The sequence below is a fragment of the Sphingomonas yabuuchiae genome (assembly GCF_014199595.1).
Taxonomy (GTDB): domain Bacteria; phylum Pseudomonadota; class Alphaproteobacteria; order Sphingomonadales; family Sphingomonadaceae; genus Sphingomonas; species Sphingomonas yabuuchiae.
The window spans coordinates 1-13915 of record NZ_JACHNX010000033.1 but is presented as its reverse complement, the minus strand read 5'-3'; the positions used below and the strand labels follow the sequence as shown (position 1 = coordinate 13915).

Annotated in this window: 14 protein-coding genes, 1 tRNA gene and 3 pseudogenes; 6 read left to right on the top strand and 12 right to left on the bottom strand. The window is 58.7% G+C overall.

From position 1 onward, the window contains the following. Positions 1-1864, bottom strand: a 1864-nt coding sequence (locus GGQ89_RS19900; RefSeq protein WP_425326514.1) for a beta strand repeat-containing protein, incomplete at its 3' end; no start/stop codon positions are given. A gap of 1140 nt (positions 1865-3004) precedes the next feature. Between GGQ89_RS19900 and GGQ89_RS19895 the strand changes: the two genes are divergently transcribed. Continuing rightward, entirely contained in the window at positions 3005-3196 is a 192-nt protein-coding gene (locus GGQ89_RS19895) for a hypothetical protein (RefSeq protein WP_221239024.1), read from the top strand. Between the two features lie 52 nt (positions 3197-3248). Here GGQ89_RS19895 and GGQ89_RS18775 read toward each other — a convergent pair whose 3' ends face one another. Continuing rightward, complete coding sequence (locus tag GGQ89_RS18775) at positions 3249-3737, bottom strand: hypothetical protein (RefSeq protein ID WP_184106903.1); 489 nt, start codon at positions 3735-3737, stop codon at positions 3249-3251. Between the two features lie 271 nt (positions 3738-4008). After that, positions 4009-4779 carry an EAL domain-containing protein gene (locus GGQ89_RS18770; protein WP_240456254.1) on the bottom strand — a complete coding sequence of 257 codons (771 nt, stop codon included), beginning with the start codon at positions 4777-4779 and terminating at the stop codon, positions 4009-4011. Between the two features lie 38 nt (positions 4780-4817). Here GGQ89_RS18770 and GGQ89_RS18765 point away from each other — a divergent pair, with 38 nt between their 5' ends. Beyond that, positions 4818-5027, top strand: coding sequence for a hypothetical protein (locus GGQ89_RS18765; RefSeq protein ID WP_184106899.1), 210 nt, complete (start codon positions 4818-4820; stop codon positions 5025-5027). A gap of 153 nt (positions 5028-5180) precedes the next feature. Then, the gene (locus GGQ89_RS18760; RefSeq protein WP_184106897.1) at positions 5181-5768 is read left to right on the top strand and encodes a recombinase family protein; all 588 of its coding nucleotides are present in this window, start codon (positions 5181-5183) and stop codon (positions 5766-5768) included. Between the two features lie 25 nt (positions 5769-5793). Here the strand turns inward: GGQ89_RS18760 and GGQ89_RS18755 are convergent, their stop codons facing one another. Further along, positions 5794-6786 (bottom strand): helix-turn-helix domain-containing protein, encoded by a 993-nt coding sequence (locus GGQ89_RS18755; RefSeq protein WP_184106895.1) that lies wholly within the window; start codon positions 6784-6786, stop codon positions 5794-5796. A 133-nt stretch (positions 6787-6919) separates the two neighbouring features. Beyond that, positions 6920-7652 (bottom strand): annotated as a pseudogene (locus GGQ89_RS20395) (transposase family protein). 239 nt (positions 7653-7891) lie between these two features. On the opposite strand from GGQ89_RS20395, the gene GGQ89_RS18750 reads away from it, so the two are divergent. Beyond that, positions 7892-8545, top strand: a complete 654-nt coding sequence (locus tag GGQ89_RS18750; protein WP_184106893.1) for a recombinase family protein — start codon at positions 7892-7894, stop codon at positions 8543-8545. Positions 8546-8558: 13 nt separating this feature from the next. On the opposite strand, the pseudogene GGQ89_RS18745 reads toward GGQ89_RS18750, so the two are convergent. Beyond that, a pseudogene (locus GGQ89_RS18745) lies at positions 8559-9318 on the bottom strand (IS5 family transposase). Positions 9319-9427: 109 nt separating this feature from the next. On the opposite strand from GGQ89_RS18745, the pseudogene GGQ89_RS18740 reads away from it, so the two are divergent. Beyond that, positions 9428-10576: pseudogene (locus tag GGQ89_RS18740) on the top strand (IS701 family transposase). 167 nt (positions 10577-10743) lie between these two features. On the opposite strand, the gene GGQ89_RS18735 reads toward GGQ89_RS18740, so the two are convergent. After that, on the bottom strand, positions 10744-11178 hold the full coding sequence (locus GGQ89_RS18735; RefSeq protein WP_184106889.1) for a hypothetical protein: 435 nt from the start codon (positions 11176-11178) through the stop codon (positions 10744-10746). Between the two features lie 695 nt (positions 11179-11873). Between GGQ89_RS18735 and GGQ89_RS18730 the strand changes: the two genes are divergently transcribed. Continuing rightward, positions 11874-12386, top strand: coding sequence for a Ros/MucR family transcriptional regulator (locus GGQ89_RS18730; RefSeq protein WP_184106887.1), 513 nt, complete (start codon positions 11874-11876; stop codon positions 12384-12386). 84 nt (positions 12387-12470) lie between these two features. Here GGQ89_RS18730 and GGQ89_RS20170 read toward each other — a convergent pair whose 3' ends face one another. The 5 genes from GGQ89_RS20170 to GGQ89_RS18720 all read right to left on the bottom strand — a co-directional run bounded on the left by GGQ89_RS20170 (position 12471) and on the right by GGQ89_RS18720 (position 13898). Next, positions 12471-12857: a tyrosine-type recombinase/integrase gene (locus tag GGQ89_RS20170; protein WP_342354530.1), complete on the bottom strand. Its 387-nt coding sequence runs from the start codon at positions 12855-12857 to the stop codon at positions 12471-12473. Then, positions 12839-13057, bottom strand: a complete 219-nt coding sequence (locus GGQ89_RS20165) for a hypothetical protein (protein ID WP_240456252.1) — start codon at positions 13055-13057, stop codon at positions 12839-12841. The genes GGQ89_RS20170 and GGQ89_RS20165 overlap by 19 nt, the downstream gene beginning before the upstream one ends. A 58-nt stretch (positions 13058-13115) precedes the next feature. Then, positions 13116-13367 carry a phage integrase central domain-containing protein gene (locus GGQ89_RS20160; RefSeq protein WP_240456253.1) on the bottom strand — a complete coding sequence of 84 codons (252 nt, stop codon included), beginning with the start codon at positions 13365-13367 and terminating at the stop codon, positions 13116-13118. After that, complete coding sequence (locus tag GGQ89_RS20155) at positions 13364-13636, bottom strand: Arm DNA-binding domain-containing protein (RefSeq protein WP_240456256.1); 273 nt, start codon at positions 13634-13636, stop codon at positions 13364-13366. Before GGQ89_RS20155 ends, GGQ89_RS20160 begins: the two co-directional genes overlap by 4 nt. Positions 13637-13821: 185 nt before the next feature. Next, positions 13822-13898: transfer RNA gene (locus GGQ89_RS18720), tRNA-Met, on the bottom strand. Positions 13899-13915: the final 17 nt, after the last annotated feature.

Here is a 13915-nt window from a genome sequence, read left to right as displayed (position 1 = left end):
TGACCTGGGTCGCGGTGTCGCCATTGGCCTGGACGTTCCAGCCCCTGTTCGCCGTGCCGTTCACCGCAATCAGCGCGTCGCCGACATTGTTGTAGCTGCCGCCCGCCACATTGTAGGTCGGTGCCGTGCCGTTCGCGACATTCGCACCACCGCCAAGATAGGTGCTGGTGTTCGCCGCTGCCGTCGCGACGTTCTGGTTGGTGGTGTACAGCTGCGAGCCGTTGACCGCATCCGTCGAGGCCGCCGACAGCGTGGCCGCTGCAAGGTTGGTCAGCTTCTGGGCATTGCCCGGATTGGCCGCCGTGCCGCCGCTGGCCGTCAGGGTCGTGACATCGGTCGCGCTGGTGCGCTGCACCACACCCGTCGTGCCGTTGCTGACGTTGTTGATCTGCTGGTTGGTCGCATAGAGCTGGCTGCCATTGACCGCGTCGGTCGATCCGGTCGCCACCGAGCCGTCGGCGACGTTGGTGATCTTCTTCGACCCTGCATTGATGCCGGATGCCAGCACGCTTGGGCCATTGGCGATGGCCAGGCCGTTGGTGTCCAGCCTGCTGTTGCCGGTGGTGAGGCTCGCCCCGACCAGATCGTCCGCCGTCGCTACCGTGATGTCCGTGCCGTTGCGCGTGACCTTGATGTTCTGGCCGTCCCTCAGCTGCACCGTGTCACCCGGCTTGACCTGGGTCGCGGTGTCGCCATTGGCCTGGACGTTCCAGCCCCTGTTCGCCGTGCCGTTCACCGCAATCAGCGCGTCGCCGACATTGTTGTAGCTGCCGCCCGCCACATTGTAGGTCGGTGCACCGAGAGTCCCGCTTGCGCTGTCATAGCTGGCTCCACCTCCAAGCCGTGCCGCGGCATCGCCGCCCAATTGGTTGACATGCGTGTTGACCGTCGTCACGGCTGTGTTGGTGGCGTAAAGCTGCGACCCGTTGACCGCATCAGTGGACCTGGCGTTCAGCTGCCCCGCCGCAACATTGGTGATCTGTCGCTCGTTTGCGGCGGATCCAACGCTGACGACGCTGCCTGGCATAGTCCCCTGGAAGCTATATGTCGTGCCAGCGATCGTAGCGCTGCTGGTCGCGTTCGGGGTACTGGTTGTCGAACCGGCACCGAGGGCGACATCGTTGGCGTTATTGGCAGCAGAACCGGAGCCAAGCGCCATCGCGTTGCGGGCCTTTGCCGCTGCCGTATCGCCCAGCGCGACGCCGCCTGCCGCTGTCGTCGTGGACCTGATACCAAGCGCAACCGATCCTTGCCCTACCGCATTATTGGTGTTGCCGATCGCCACGGCGCCATCACCGTTGGCTGTATTGTCTTTACCCTGTGCAACCGCACCTGCGCCCGTGGCATTGTTCGGATCGCCGATTGCAACAGCTCCGTCACCATTTGCCGTATTTCCCGCGCCGATCGACACGGCCTTTCCGCCCCTTGCGATCGCCTGGGCGCCGATTGCTACGGATTGATCGGTTTGCGCCTCCGAGCGGTCGCCGATCGCGACCGACGCGGTACCGGACGATATGCTGGCAAACCCAAGCGCGGTGCTGCGCAAGCCCGTAGAGGTCTGGCGACCGATGGACACGCCATAGCCATCGGTTGAGGTCCTGGCCTGATCGCCGATCGCAACGCCCCAGTTCGACCATGCGCCGCCGCCGATCGCGATACCCGAAGTGTCGGATGTTCCAACACTTGGTGCCGAAGTGCCGGCCGTCGCTCCATTGCCAATGGCGATTGCGCTCGCCTTTGCGGCATTGGCACCGTTACCTAGCGCGATCGCATTCTGCGCGTTGTTGGCGACCGTTGCCCCGGTACCCTGTGCGATGCTGTTCTGCGCAGCAGCGCCAATCGTCGCACCATTGCCGATCGCCATGCTGTTGGTCGAAACGGACACCGGAGTTCCGTTGACCTTTGCTCCTGATCCAATTGCAAGGGCATTCTGGGCATAAGTGACACCAGACGAACGACCCAACGCGACGGACGCCGCGGAGTTGGCATCAATCGAGGTGGAAGTTCCGATGGCAATTGCGTTCGCGCTAGCGCCCAACGTTGCAGAGTCGCCGATACCCACCGTCGAGATGCCAGCTGCGCTTGTGCCAGCGCCGATCGCCGTGGAACGCACCCCTGACGCGACGGCACCACTCACCGCCGATGGCGTCGCAGCTCCACCTTGAGCCACAGAATCCCCACTACCGAGCGCGATCGAACTTGCGCCCGAGGCCGTTGCCCCTACCCTGCCGCTGGAAGCAGCACCGATCGCCATCGCCGAAACGCCCGAACTAAGGGCGCCCCGTACGCCGTTGTAACTGCCAATCGCGATGCCATTTTCTGCCGAAGACAATGCAGCATCGCCAATGGCGATAGTCCTGTTAACAGCGGTTGTCGCCGACCCGACATTTTGTCCAGCATTGACGCCGATTGCGATGTTGTTCTCACCATATACCTCCCGGCCCGACCTCAAGCCTATAGAGACACGACCGGCCCCCGCGACAGCGGAGCCGGACGTCGCTCCAATAGCAACATCGGAGTTACCGCTCGCGAGGGCCGATTCACCAAATGCCGATGAGAATGCTCCGGTAGCCGCCGCAGCGTAACCAATGGCGACAGCTGCCCTTTGGTTACTTCGCGCGTTCCCACCCAAAGATATCGCGTAGCTGCCAGTGGCGCTAGCGGACGTACCGATTGCGACAGCCCCAGCAACATCTGTTCCGTCACCTGGCGGATCGGCTACCGCGCTGTTGCCGATCGCAATGCTGTCAGCAAAGGCCCTAGGTGCCGCGCCTCCCTTGTTCGACCCGATCGCGATAGACCCCGCCTCGTTCGCACTGCCTCCACCAGCGGCATAGGTCTGCGCTTCGGTCTGCATGGGCAACGCGAAAAGCAGACCGGCGAGGACGAACTGCGTTGCTGCGAGCCCGCCTGTTCCTCCAGCCGAAACCGCTACCCGCGATCCTGCACCGGCCGTGCCGCACGCACCGAGCGCTAGTCGTCTGCGATCGATGCCGAGCACGCGATGGGCAAGACGGAGCATTGCCATGATCCTGCGCCGCTGGAAGCGGGTGAGCGAACCTGCCCCGCCCACCCAGTTTGCGAAGAACGATTCCGATTGTCCACGATGATGCTGCTTGCCCATGATACGTTCCTTGGACGGACAGCGCGCGAGATCCGTGCCGACTTGACCTGGATCAACGGCGCTGCGAACTGAGTTGCGAGTTGCGTATTTGTGTCGCAGGGTCAGGGATGCCCCCTGCGGATCGTCAGGTGTCGGGGCGTGTTCCAGCGATGGTCACGGCGACGCAACCAGCCCCGTTGTCGATCAACATCGCCTCGCCTCGCCCTTCGCCCAAATCATAGAGGCTTACGCCGGATAGGTTTTGGGTCCGCGCACTGCCACGGGGAAAGGTGGTGGCAAGCGCCTCGCAGGATCGATTCAGGGGAGCGACCCGGATCATTTCGCCTTCACAACCGGAGGCAAGTGGCGCCCCGACAAGGATACCTACGGCCCGGCCCTTCAAGTCTGGCAAGCTATAGGTCATGCCAACCTTTGACGTAATCATATGCTTGTCGGGCGCCGACCGATTTATGCGAAGCATCGAAGTGAACTGTGAACCGTTGGTCAGCGCCGCGCCTAATCCGCCCATCACATGCTGGCAGGTCGTGGCGCCACTACTGGCCGCCTGATTTTGAAAAACCTGACCGGGCGACGCGGTGATAGGCATTTGTTGTTGCACCTTGGCGGCAACCATCGAACATGACAGCACCCCAATAGTTGCTGCAGCTATGTAGCATCGGGCAAATCGCGACTGGCGATGCCCCTTCAAGATCGGTGCCCCGACGCTGCTCAAGAGCCTTGGCGAACCAAATACCCTATGACTGAAAGGCCTTTTCCCGCATCCAGACAATACATTGAAATATTGCCCAACTTCTTTCAAGTTTCTAAAATCCCCCATGACCGACCCCATTTCATTTTATATTGAACTAATAATGCTAATAGATGATGGAATATATTTCCAAAGCCTACGACTCATCTCTCCAAAACTGGAATTTTCCATCTTCGAAAAGCCAGCCTTGACCAAAGGAAGCCCCAGCCTCTCGCGCTATCGCAAGATGTTCACGAGTCTCGATTCCCTCGATGATGACGGCCGGGGCGAAAATGTGAGCGAGGCGGATTAGCGACGATAGATTATCTGCGCCGGCGTCCGTCTTAGAAATATCTTGAAAACAGACGCGATCAATCTTGACGATATCCCAATCGACATCGACACCTCCAAGATGCGCCGATACAGCGTAGCCGGCGCCGAAATCGTCCACGGCAATTCGGCAGCCAATTTGCTGCACCTGACGCAAAGATTCAGCCGCACCGGGAATGTCGTCTAGCGCAAAATTTTCTGTTACTTCCAAAGTCAGGCGATCTGCCAAGATCGCATCGCGCTCGATCCGATCGAGTAGAGCACGCCACGCCACAGGGTGCGCAAGCGTATTCGGAGAGAGATTGCAGCCCAGCCGCAACGCCGGCGCTTCGGAAAGAACTCCGAGCACCATCTCAAGCACGGCCATGTCAAGAAGGTGGATATCGTCCGTTGCTTCAAGCTCGGGCACGATGTCGCCGCCGGTCAGCAGTGCGCCATCGCGCGTCACCGCGCGGGCGAGGCACTCGCTGTAGAGTGGGGATGCGTGCGGTGAACGAAGATCAACGATCGGCTCCGCCAAAAATCCTATCTTCACCCCCGGTGAAGGGATCAGGCGTCCATCGCCTCCCGCCAGAAGAAGGGGCCAAGTTGCGGCCATCACGCCCACCCGAACGCAGCCTTAGCCCGGAGGCCACCATGCTCGACCACCTGCTTTTGAGGGGGGTACGAACCGCGGACAAGGTCGCAAGACGGCCCGCCAAGGGCGATTTCTCTGCGACCCAACGGCGCCGGAGCACCAGCCAAACCTCTGTAATTTTGGATGATATAGGCGGCCAAAACCGTTCGATTAAGGCCATACCGGAGCGGTTAAAAGATTATACCATCGAAAGCAATTCGATTCGTTGAATTTGCTGGACAAATTATAGATCTCTCACCGATCTGATTCGCCGGACAGAAAGGAACGTTATTGTCAAGTGCGTGGACGTGAAAAGTAGTATGTCAAACACCAAGCATGCATTCGCTTTCGGAACGGAGTGCCGCCTGAATCAAACTGGCGGCATGAATGAACACAAGACGGCCATTGGGTATGCCCGCGTTTCCACTGAGGATCAGAAGCTGGATTTGCAGATTCAGGCCCTACAACAGGCGGGATGTAAGTATATTTTCACCGACCATGGCCAATCTGGTACCAATTTCAAGCGAGACGGGTTGCATGAAGCCGTACGCGCCTTGAATCCTGGCGATACCTTAATCGTCTGGCGACTGGACCGCCTTGGCCGATCCCTTTCAGGGTTGGTAGCGCTAATGGAAAATCTAGGTAAACGTGACATTCATTTTAAATCGATGACCGAAAATATCGACACCGCTTCGTCCGGCGGGAAACTTATGTTCCACCTCATGGCTGCACTAGCGGAGTTTGAACGGTCCATCATCAGCGAGAGAACGAAGGCCGGTTTAGCGGCAGCCAGAACCGGCGGCCGCCAGCTTGGGCGACCGCGAATGCTCTCATCGCAACAAATCGACGAAGCTCAGCATGCAATGAAACAGCGCGACTGGTCGCTTAAACAGATGGCAGACCGGTTCGGGGTTTCGACAAGAACCCTTAAACGTCACCTCGATCAGATAGTGCCGACGCTGAAGACGTAAAGTGAAGGCTCAAGCGCACTATTTTTTACAAGGCACGGTCGTGGAAATGACTCCGATATTCTCCGGGCGTCATTCCTATCAAACGCCGAAACATACGGGTCATATGGCTTTGGTCTGAGAATCCAGCATCCATCGCGATTTCTTTAAGCGGCGTACCGCCTTGGCGAAGGCGCTCCTTCGCCCAGGCGACACGCTGCTTGATGAGCCATGCATGTGGAGGCATACCAAAAGTCGCCCGAAACCTTCGACAGAATTGAAAAACAGAGAGATTTAATAATCCGGCTAGCTGCTCCAATAAAATTGGACGGCTAAGTTCCTGAAGAACATACTCCTCTATGCGCCTTCGATGCGCCACATTGAAAAGTCCTGAGCATAGATTTTCATGGAAATCTATTTTTGCATAGCTCCGTAGCAAGTGAATACTTGCTTGAATCCTGAGGGTGTCAATGAATATCTTTTCACCTACACCAAATCCTGCGGCTTCCAACTCCAATTGGGATGCAATATTAGCAAGATATGGGTCTTCAGCACAGAGAATATTGCGCAAATTGATCTCTTCGACATGTCGGTCAAAAACATCTATCGCGACCTCTTTGAATTTTTTGGGCTCAAGATAGATATGAGTGACCCTAACAGGACTTCTCACCGCACACTGACAAGTAAAAGCATTACTTATTACAGAAGCCATTCCAGTCTTTAATTTATCTTCTCCGAAGCCCTGTGAAGATTTGGCGTGGGGAATTAACTTCCCCTCTGACCAAACCTGAATAAGAAAATCGTGCAATGGTGGAATGCAAAACCTCTGAACATCCATCTGATACGACCTGAGTTTTACACCACTCCATTTTTTCCAAAAACTATCTGCAACTATCCTACCGGAAATACACTCAACAAAATCTTCGGCGGGGACTAGCTCTTCGTATGATCCCCGCCTCATTACGCATTCCCCATTGCTATGGAATTCGCATATTGAAAAGAGTTGCCTTGCTATATAGCCTTGCACGCCCAGCAGGGGCACGATGCAACCCATCACTGCTCATCAACTATTCGACATGTCTCCCAGAAATTATTTTATCATAGATTAATAAATTAACATGTTATGGTGATATTATATACTTTATATATTTACCATTGGCGATTAGGATTGGGGCTCAGCAATCACAGGAGGTGTCAGCGAGGGCGATGACAGGGAGGAACGTCGAGGAGCAGCGCGGCACCGCCAGTCTTGGAGGTTGGCCGACATAACCTTGATGCGCCTACGGTGCCGATAGCGCCGCTTGTCGTATCTGCCCCGCTCATTGCGCGATCTACAACCCGGTAGGCAGGGCTGGACGCCCTTGTCTTGGAGAACGCCCTTTAACCAATCAGCGTCGTAGCGGCGGCCACCGAGCTATCACTGGGCCTTTTGTAGGTCGCCTAGCAGCGCTGCCGCCTGCGGTCGTGAAGAAGCTCAAGGGGCGGCCGTCTGCGTTGGCGACGGCATGAAGCTTCTTGTTCATGTCGCCCTTCGCATGTCCAACCCGGCGGCCGAGATTGCCTTTTAATCCGCAGACTGGATCCGTGCGGCACCACTTCAAAAGGAGCTTACCCCAGCCAATGCCGGGTTTGCGTCAAGCATGACCGCCTGCGGCTCGACGCCAGCTGCAACCAAATCTTCCATCATTCGCCTGAAAACACGGCCCTCGCCCCAACGCTTCCACAAATTGTACAGCACCTTTCGCAGGCCGTACTCGCTGGATGCACTCGCCATTACAGCCAATTCCGGCTGACGAATACGATGCCGCTCAGCACCCGTCAGTCGTTCACCCGAAATTTGTGGTGCCCCTTGGGAAAGACCAGCCGCAGCCGCTCCATCTCTTCATCCATCAGCCAAACAGTTCGCATTCCAGCCTTTTTGCGAAGCCTGGATCAGATCGCGACACTCACTTCGATGGTCCTAACCTTAGATTGCCTCCTGCAAGTTTGTGCTAAATTTGCGGAATAAACGTCTATACCTTGGCCACGCAGGTTCACAGAATAGAATAATATTTCAGGGAGGGTGTGCTTCATTATTCCACCACCTGTAAAGTGAATCGCACCCCAGCACGCGAAACCCTCTGTTGTGGCCATGGGAGAAACGAAACATGATTGTGGGCTATGCGCGAGTTTCTACAGATGATCAAAAGGTGGATCTCCAAATTAGGGCACTTAAAATTGCAGGCTGCGAACGAATATTTGTCGACAAGGGACGATCTGGTTGCAATTTCGATCGCGACGGTCTGGAAGCTGCATTGGAGAATCTTAGTCCTGGCGGGACACTGATCGTTTGGCGACTCGACCGCCTAGGCCGTTCGCTGACTGGGCTCGTCACGCTGATCGACCAACTTGGCAAAAGGGATGTCCATTTTAAGTCAATCATGGAGAATATCGATACGACATCATCCGGGGGACGACTGATGTTCCATATGATGGCGGCCCTCGCGGAGTTCGAACGTGCACTCATCAGTGAGCGAACCCGTGCCGGAATTGCAGAGGCGCGTGCGCGTGGTCAAAAAATTGGTCGGCCTTCAGCGCTTACGCCAAGTGACATTAACGACGCGCAGCGCGCTTTCGCCCAATCTGATATGACGATGGCCGCCATAGCCCTACAACTTGGGGTTTCCGACCGGACATTACGGCGGCATCTGAACCGAAGTCCCGATAGTCCCGCCGTGCCCGGCAAACCTTCAGGGACATATTTCTCGACAAGTAGTCTATGCGGACGATATCGCCGACTTAACAAACGATCCAGCGACTAGGTGGCGTCTGCATTTAGCGTAGCCAGATCATGGCGCACGCGAGATGGACGAAGCCCAAGAAAGCGGAGATGGTCTTCTCGCAGCGCAGGGCGATGCGACGGAAACGCTTGAGCTTGTTGAAGAAGCATTTGACCTGATGGCGCTCCTTGTAGAGGCGCCAGTAGATGGGAGGTTTGGCGGTTCGGCTCGGGTTAGATTTGATCTGCGCGGTTGCGCCAAGGTCGTCGGCGATAAAGGTGCGTAGGTGATCGGCGTCATAAGCGGCATCGACGATGACGTGGCCGACGCCGTTCAAGCCAGCCAGCAGTGTCTCGGCCTGGGGACGATCGCCCCATTGCCCGGGCGTCGGATGGATGCGGATCGGCAGGTCGATGGCATCGACGACTGCATGCAGTTTAGTCGTCAGGCCACCGCGAGATCGCCCGATCGCGGCAGTTTCAGCCCCCCCCTTTTGCGCCTGCCGCATCGGCATGGACTTTCGAAATGGTGCTGTCGATGAGGGCGCACTCGAAGTCCGGCCTATCAGCCAGGCTATGGAAAAGTCGTTCCCATACACCGGCACGCGACCAGCGTCGGAACCGGGCATGCCCCCCTGTCCACTTGCCGAATACCTCTGGTAGATCGCGCCAGCGCGCCGCATTGCCAGCCATCCACAGGATCGCGTCCTCGAACAGCCGGTTGTCCACGCCGCTGCGGCCGCATGTTCCCTCGCGGCCCGGTAGATAAGCCGCGATCCGCTCCCATTGCTCATCCGTCAGCGTGCGTCTGCCCAAGGCTCGGCTCCTTCGCTAGCCTTGAATCAGAACTCACCTCAAATGGGAATCCTGCAAATGCAGACGCCGCCTAGCATTACAGTTGCGTTTTTGATCATGTTCTGAATCAATGGGTGACCATGGCGAGGAGGTGGTGACGGGGGCATCGATCGAGGCGACGCTGGAGCTTTGGGCATCATCGCTGCGCGAGGTGAAGGCGCGGATGCGGCCATTGTTCAGCCAGGCGCGTGTTGCGACATCGGAGAACAGTTTTCTGGATGGCCTGCTAGGCGACGAGCCGCAAGACCCGGTGGATGCGCGCCGAGGCGGCCGGCGATGCGGGGCCATGGTGACAGCAGGCGATCCTGGGCCGCGGACGGTGGGATGCGGATGCCCTGCGCGACGTCGTGCGCGACTATGCGCTGGAGCACCTGGGCGCTGACGATGCGGTGCTGGTCATTGATGAGACCGGATTCCTGAAGCAGGGCAAGGCGTCGCGCGGCGTGGGGCGCCAATATACCGGGTCGGCGTGCAAGGTGACCAACTGCCGGATCGGCGTATTCGCCGCCTATGTCTCGTCTAGGGCCATGCTTTCGTCGACCGTGCGTTCTATCTGCCTAAAAGCTGGAGCGCTAACCCGGTACGCCTGGCGGCCGCGCATGTGCCGGAGGGCACGGCATTCGCGACCAAGCCGGCACTGGCGGCGAAGATGATCGAACGCGCGATTGCGGCCGACATGCCGTTCGCCTGGGTCCGGCGGATGCGGTCTACGGCGTCGGCGACATCGAGCAGATGCAGCGCCATGCCGGCAAGCCTGTCCTGAGCCTGCCGAAGGGGGCTATGTGCTGGGCGTGAAAGGTGACCATCGCTTCGGCTAATGGGGCGACAAGCCGGTCGTCGCGGGCACCGCCAGGCAGATCTCAGATGACCTTGATCCTGGTGCCTGGCAGCGTCTGTCGGCGGGACAGGGTACCAAGGGCGAGCGCGTCCATGACTGGGCCTATTTCGAACTCGCCGACCTCGAAGCCGACGAATATATCGACGGCGCAGTCGGGACATGGACCAGGGGCCTGTTGATCCGCCGCCACGTTGCGGGTGATGACCTTGCCTTCTTCACGACTTGGGTAGCCCGGCCGGCACGACCATCGAAACCCGTTACTGGCATGGCTGGCACCGGCACGTCTCGCTTGTCATGCTGGCCTTCGTGATGCTGGCGGCCATCCGCACCCACGCCAATGCCGCGCCCCCAAAAAGAGCTCGAACGAAACCACGGACCTGATACGCTTATCCGTCCAGGAAATCCGCCGTATCGTCATCCGGCTGGCCCAGCGGCGTATCGAGTCTCGTCATGTCATCGCATGGCCATGCTGGCGACGCGCCCACCAAGCCGCCGCACAACGGGCGCATGTCCGATTAAGAAGGCAACTGTAATGCTAGCACACACGCCTAGAAGCCGATCGGCCGTCGCAATGTTCGCAGTTCGCGAGTTGCTCGCGTCAGCGCGGCGGCGTCGCCTTCGACGGCTTCGGCCTTGCCCGCACCGGTGATCATCGCGACTTGCCTGCCAACCGTGTCGCCGCACAGCTCGAATAACTGCCTGGCGGGTGTTCCCATATGGGTACGAGACGTGATCACTATCCCGGTTCGCGGCGGCGATCCGATAAAAGCCGCCTTATCAATCGCGGCACCGTAGGGCGTGACAGGGGTCATACGACTGACGCGGTTGTCCTCGTTCACAGTCACCAGGAACAGGGCATCATCGAACTTGGGAGCGATCGTCATGGCAACGAGGCAAAGCCGACCTCGGCAGTCGAAGATACGCAGAGGTAATGGCGTGCCGCGCCGCGCCTTGATGGCATCGTAATAGCCACCCTGTTCCATTTGCCGACTGTATTCCGCGTAGAAGGTCTGTCGAAATCGGTCCTGATCGGATCTGGGCACCTGGGTAGAAGTCGCGGACGCATGCTGGGGAACATTCATCATAACCAGGCTGCCCGCCAGTAAAGGAAGAAATCCCCGCATCTTTGGTCACCTCACTAAACTCACGCCCTTACACATGCGTCCGATGAACCAGCCCTGAAGGTGAGCTGGCCGTCTGGCAAGGGAACGGCGAGCGAGACGGCGCAGACGTTCTCGTTGGGATCAATTAACGGGACGGCTTCAGCCGTCCCAAATGGCGTGAGGTGGGACAATTTCGTCTTTCGCACGCTACAGGTTGAGCGTCAGCTTTTATGAAAAGCCCACATTCAGCGCTCGTTCGCGCAGCGTTGCGCTACGCCACCCACTTCTCGAAGATGGAACAAGCCCACCACCTGAATATGCACTTGGGATGGCTGATATAACGGTCGGCATATACTGCCGTTCGTGCTGCCTCGCCAATTTGATCTGAAACGGAGCATCTCACATATCCCGCGTGAAAAATACGTCGCTGAATAAACAACGACACCTCCAACGGCATGAGACAAACTAGAAATTTCTTCTGCGAGCTGCAAGAACGTTGCTGTGACATGGCCGTTTACGGTTCTCTGGAACCGCGCAGCGTTTCAACACTCCTGCCACTCCCATCCGGATAAACCATGGCTGACGAAACCATCACCGACACCGCGAATGCGGTCGAGCTTGCCACCGAACTGACCATTGCCTGGCTGGGCAATCCCAACACGCGCATCGACGCCGAGCAGGTCCCGGCTTTTCTGAGCAGCATGCACAGCGCCATTCTGAACTTGGCCGGTGGCGGCGAGACGGCGGCAGCAGACGCCGTCGACACCACCGAATACATGCCTGCGGTGTCGGTACGGAAGTCGCTGGCGTCCAAGGACCATATCCTGTCGATGATCGACGGCAAGCCCTACAAGACGCTGCGCCGTCACCTCGCCACCAACGGCCTGACGCCGGGGGAATATCGCGAGCGCTATAACCTCAAGGCCGACTATCCGATGGTGTCCGAGACCTATTCGGAAAGCCGCCCGGCGATGGCCAAGAAGATCGGCCTCGGCCGCAAGCCGGGCACCAAGGTCGCGAGCGCAGCCAAACCGAAGGGCGTGAAGGCCGCCAAGAGCGCCGCAGCTACGCATCTGTCGGGCGAATAGCCGGTCAGGCAGGGCTGTCTTCAAGACAGCCCTGCCCGCTACTTCCGACTGACGCCAAGACCACCTCGTCGGCAGCTGACGCCGCTACCAGGTGGTGCTGGATGAACCTGGCCCAGTCATCGAGCATGCGCCGGCGCGGGGAAAGATAAAGCGCAGCGTTATACGCCCCCTCACCTCGTCGCGCTCGACATGAGCAAGCGCCATCTCGATCCAATCGGGCTGATAACATTCCGCCTCATTGGCCCAGGTTGAGGCGAGCCCACGAAAACCATGCACGGTCTGGCGGCCACGATAGCCCATCCGGTAGCAAGCATAGATCATCGTGTTCCGCGAGATCGGCTGGTTGGACTTCTCACCGACAAAGACATAATTCGCTGAGCTATAGGCCCGCACCTCCTTGAGCAGCGCGACAACCGCCGGCGCCAGCGGCACGACATGCTCGCGCGCCATCTTCATGCGTTCGGCCGGCACTCGCCAGACCGGGGAGGCCCATCGAGATCCTCGAATTCGTCCCAACGGGCATGGCGCGTCTCGTTGGTCCGCGCCCAGGTCAGCAGTGTGAACAGCAACGCCGCGCGGGTGACCGCGCGACGTCGCGGCGTCTCCTCGCCATCATAGCCGTAGATGGCACGAATAAGCGCTGGCAGCTCGCTGCGGCCAATCCGCGGCATATGCCGGGTGCGCGGCTTCGGCTTGAGCAGCTGGCCGAGATGCTCGGCCGGGTCGCGCTCAGCCCAGCCATGCGCGATGGCAAACGGTAGACCTGGCTGATATGCTGCTTGAGGCGGCGAGCGAACCACGCGCCTCGACCCGCAGCACTATCGCCAGCACATCGGTCGGTGTGATGACGGACAACCCAAGCTTGCCAAGCACCGGAAAGGTATCGCGCTTGAGCCGAGTGAACAGCCGGGTGGCATGCCCGGCATCAAGCGCGTCAAGGCGGTGGCCATGCCATTTGCGCGCCGCTTCCTCGAAGGTCATCTGTGCCCTGGGCTTGTTGGCGGCACCGGGATCACACCCCTCGCCCAGCACCACTTTACCTTGGCGCGGCGCAGCCGCGCCTCGGCGAGTGAAACTGCGGTATAGGCGCCAGAGCTCAGGAGCTTTTCCTTGCCACCATAGCGGTACTTCATCCGCCACAGCTTAAAGCCGTTGGGGCGGACGAGAAGATAGGGGCCTTCGCCATCGGTAAGTTTATAGTCTTTTGCCCGCTTCGTGGCGTAGCGGACTTCGAGTTCCTTGAGGGCCATGGGGGTATCTCCTGCCGAGGCCCGGATGATACCCACGAAAATACCCCCAAAGGCAAATCGACGTCCTGGCGTCCCGAGGCGTCGAGTGGGACGCGATGAGAGCCGCTGAACGAGGGCTAACTCACGAAAAAAGGGCACAAAAAACCGCCGCGGGATGATCCGGGCGGTTATGGCATTGGTAAGTATGGTTGCGGGGGCAGGATTTGAACCTGCGGCCTTCAGGTTATGAGCCTGACGAGCTACCGGGCTGCTCCACCCCGCGACGCTGTGGAAGGTGGT

Excerpts from the sequence above, each read along its gene's own strand:
- GGQ89_RS19895 (WP_221239024.1), top strand. The coding sequence starts at position 3,005 with ATGGGCAAGACGGAGCATTGCCATGATCCTGCGCCGCTGGAAGCGGGT.
- GGQ89_RS18775 (WP_184106903.1), bottom strand. The coding sequence starts at position 3,737 with ATGGTTGCCGCCAAGGTGCAACAACAAATGCCTATCACCGCGTCGCCC.
- GGQ89_RS18770 (WP_240456254.1), bottom strand. The coding sequence starts at position 4,779 with ATGGCCGCAACTTGGCCCCTTCTTCTGGCGGGAGGCGATGGACGCCTG.
- GGQ89_RS18765 (WP_184106899.1), top strand. The coding sequence starts at position 4,818 with ATGCTCGACCACCTGCTTTTGAGGGGGGTACGAACCGCGGACAAGGTC.
- GGQ89_RS18760 (WP_184106897.1), top strand. The coding sequence starts at position 5,181 with ATGAATGAACACAAGACGGCCATTGGGTATGCCCGCGTTTCCACTGAG.
- GGQ89_RS18750 (WP_184106893.1), top strand. The coding sequence starts at position 7,892 with ATGATTGTGGGCTATGCGCGAGTTTCTACAGATGATCAAAAGGTGGAT.
- GGQ89_RS18735 (WP_184106889.1), bottom strand. The coding sequence starts at position 11,178 with ATGGAACAGGGTGGCTATTACGATGCCATCAAGGCGCGGCGCGGCACG.
- GGQ89_RS18730 (WP_184106887.1), top strand. The coding sequence starts at position 11,874 with ATGGCTGACGAAACCATCACCGACACCGCGAATGCGGTCGAGCTTGCC.
- GGQ89_RS20165 (WP_240456252.1), bottom strand. The coding sequence starts at position 13,057 with ATGCCGCGGATTGGCCGCAGCGAGCTGCCAGCGCTTATTCGTGCCATC.
- GGQ89_RS20160 (WP_240456253.1), bottom strand. The coding sequence starts at position 13,367 with ATGACCTTCGAGGAAGCGGCGCGCAAATGGCATGGCCACCGCCTTGAC.
- GGQ89_RS20155 (WP_240456256.1), bottom strand. The coding sequence starts at position 13,636 with ATGGCCCTCAAGGAACTCGAAGTCCGCTACGCCACGAAGCGGGCAAAA.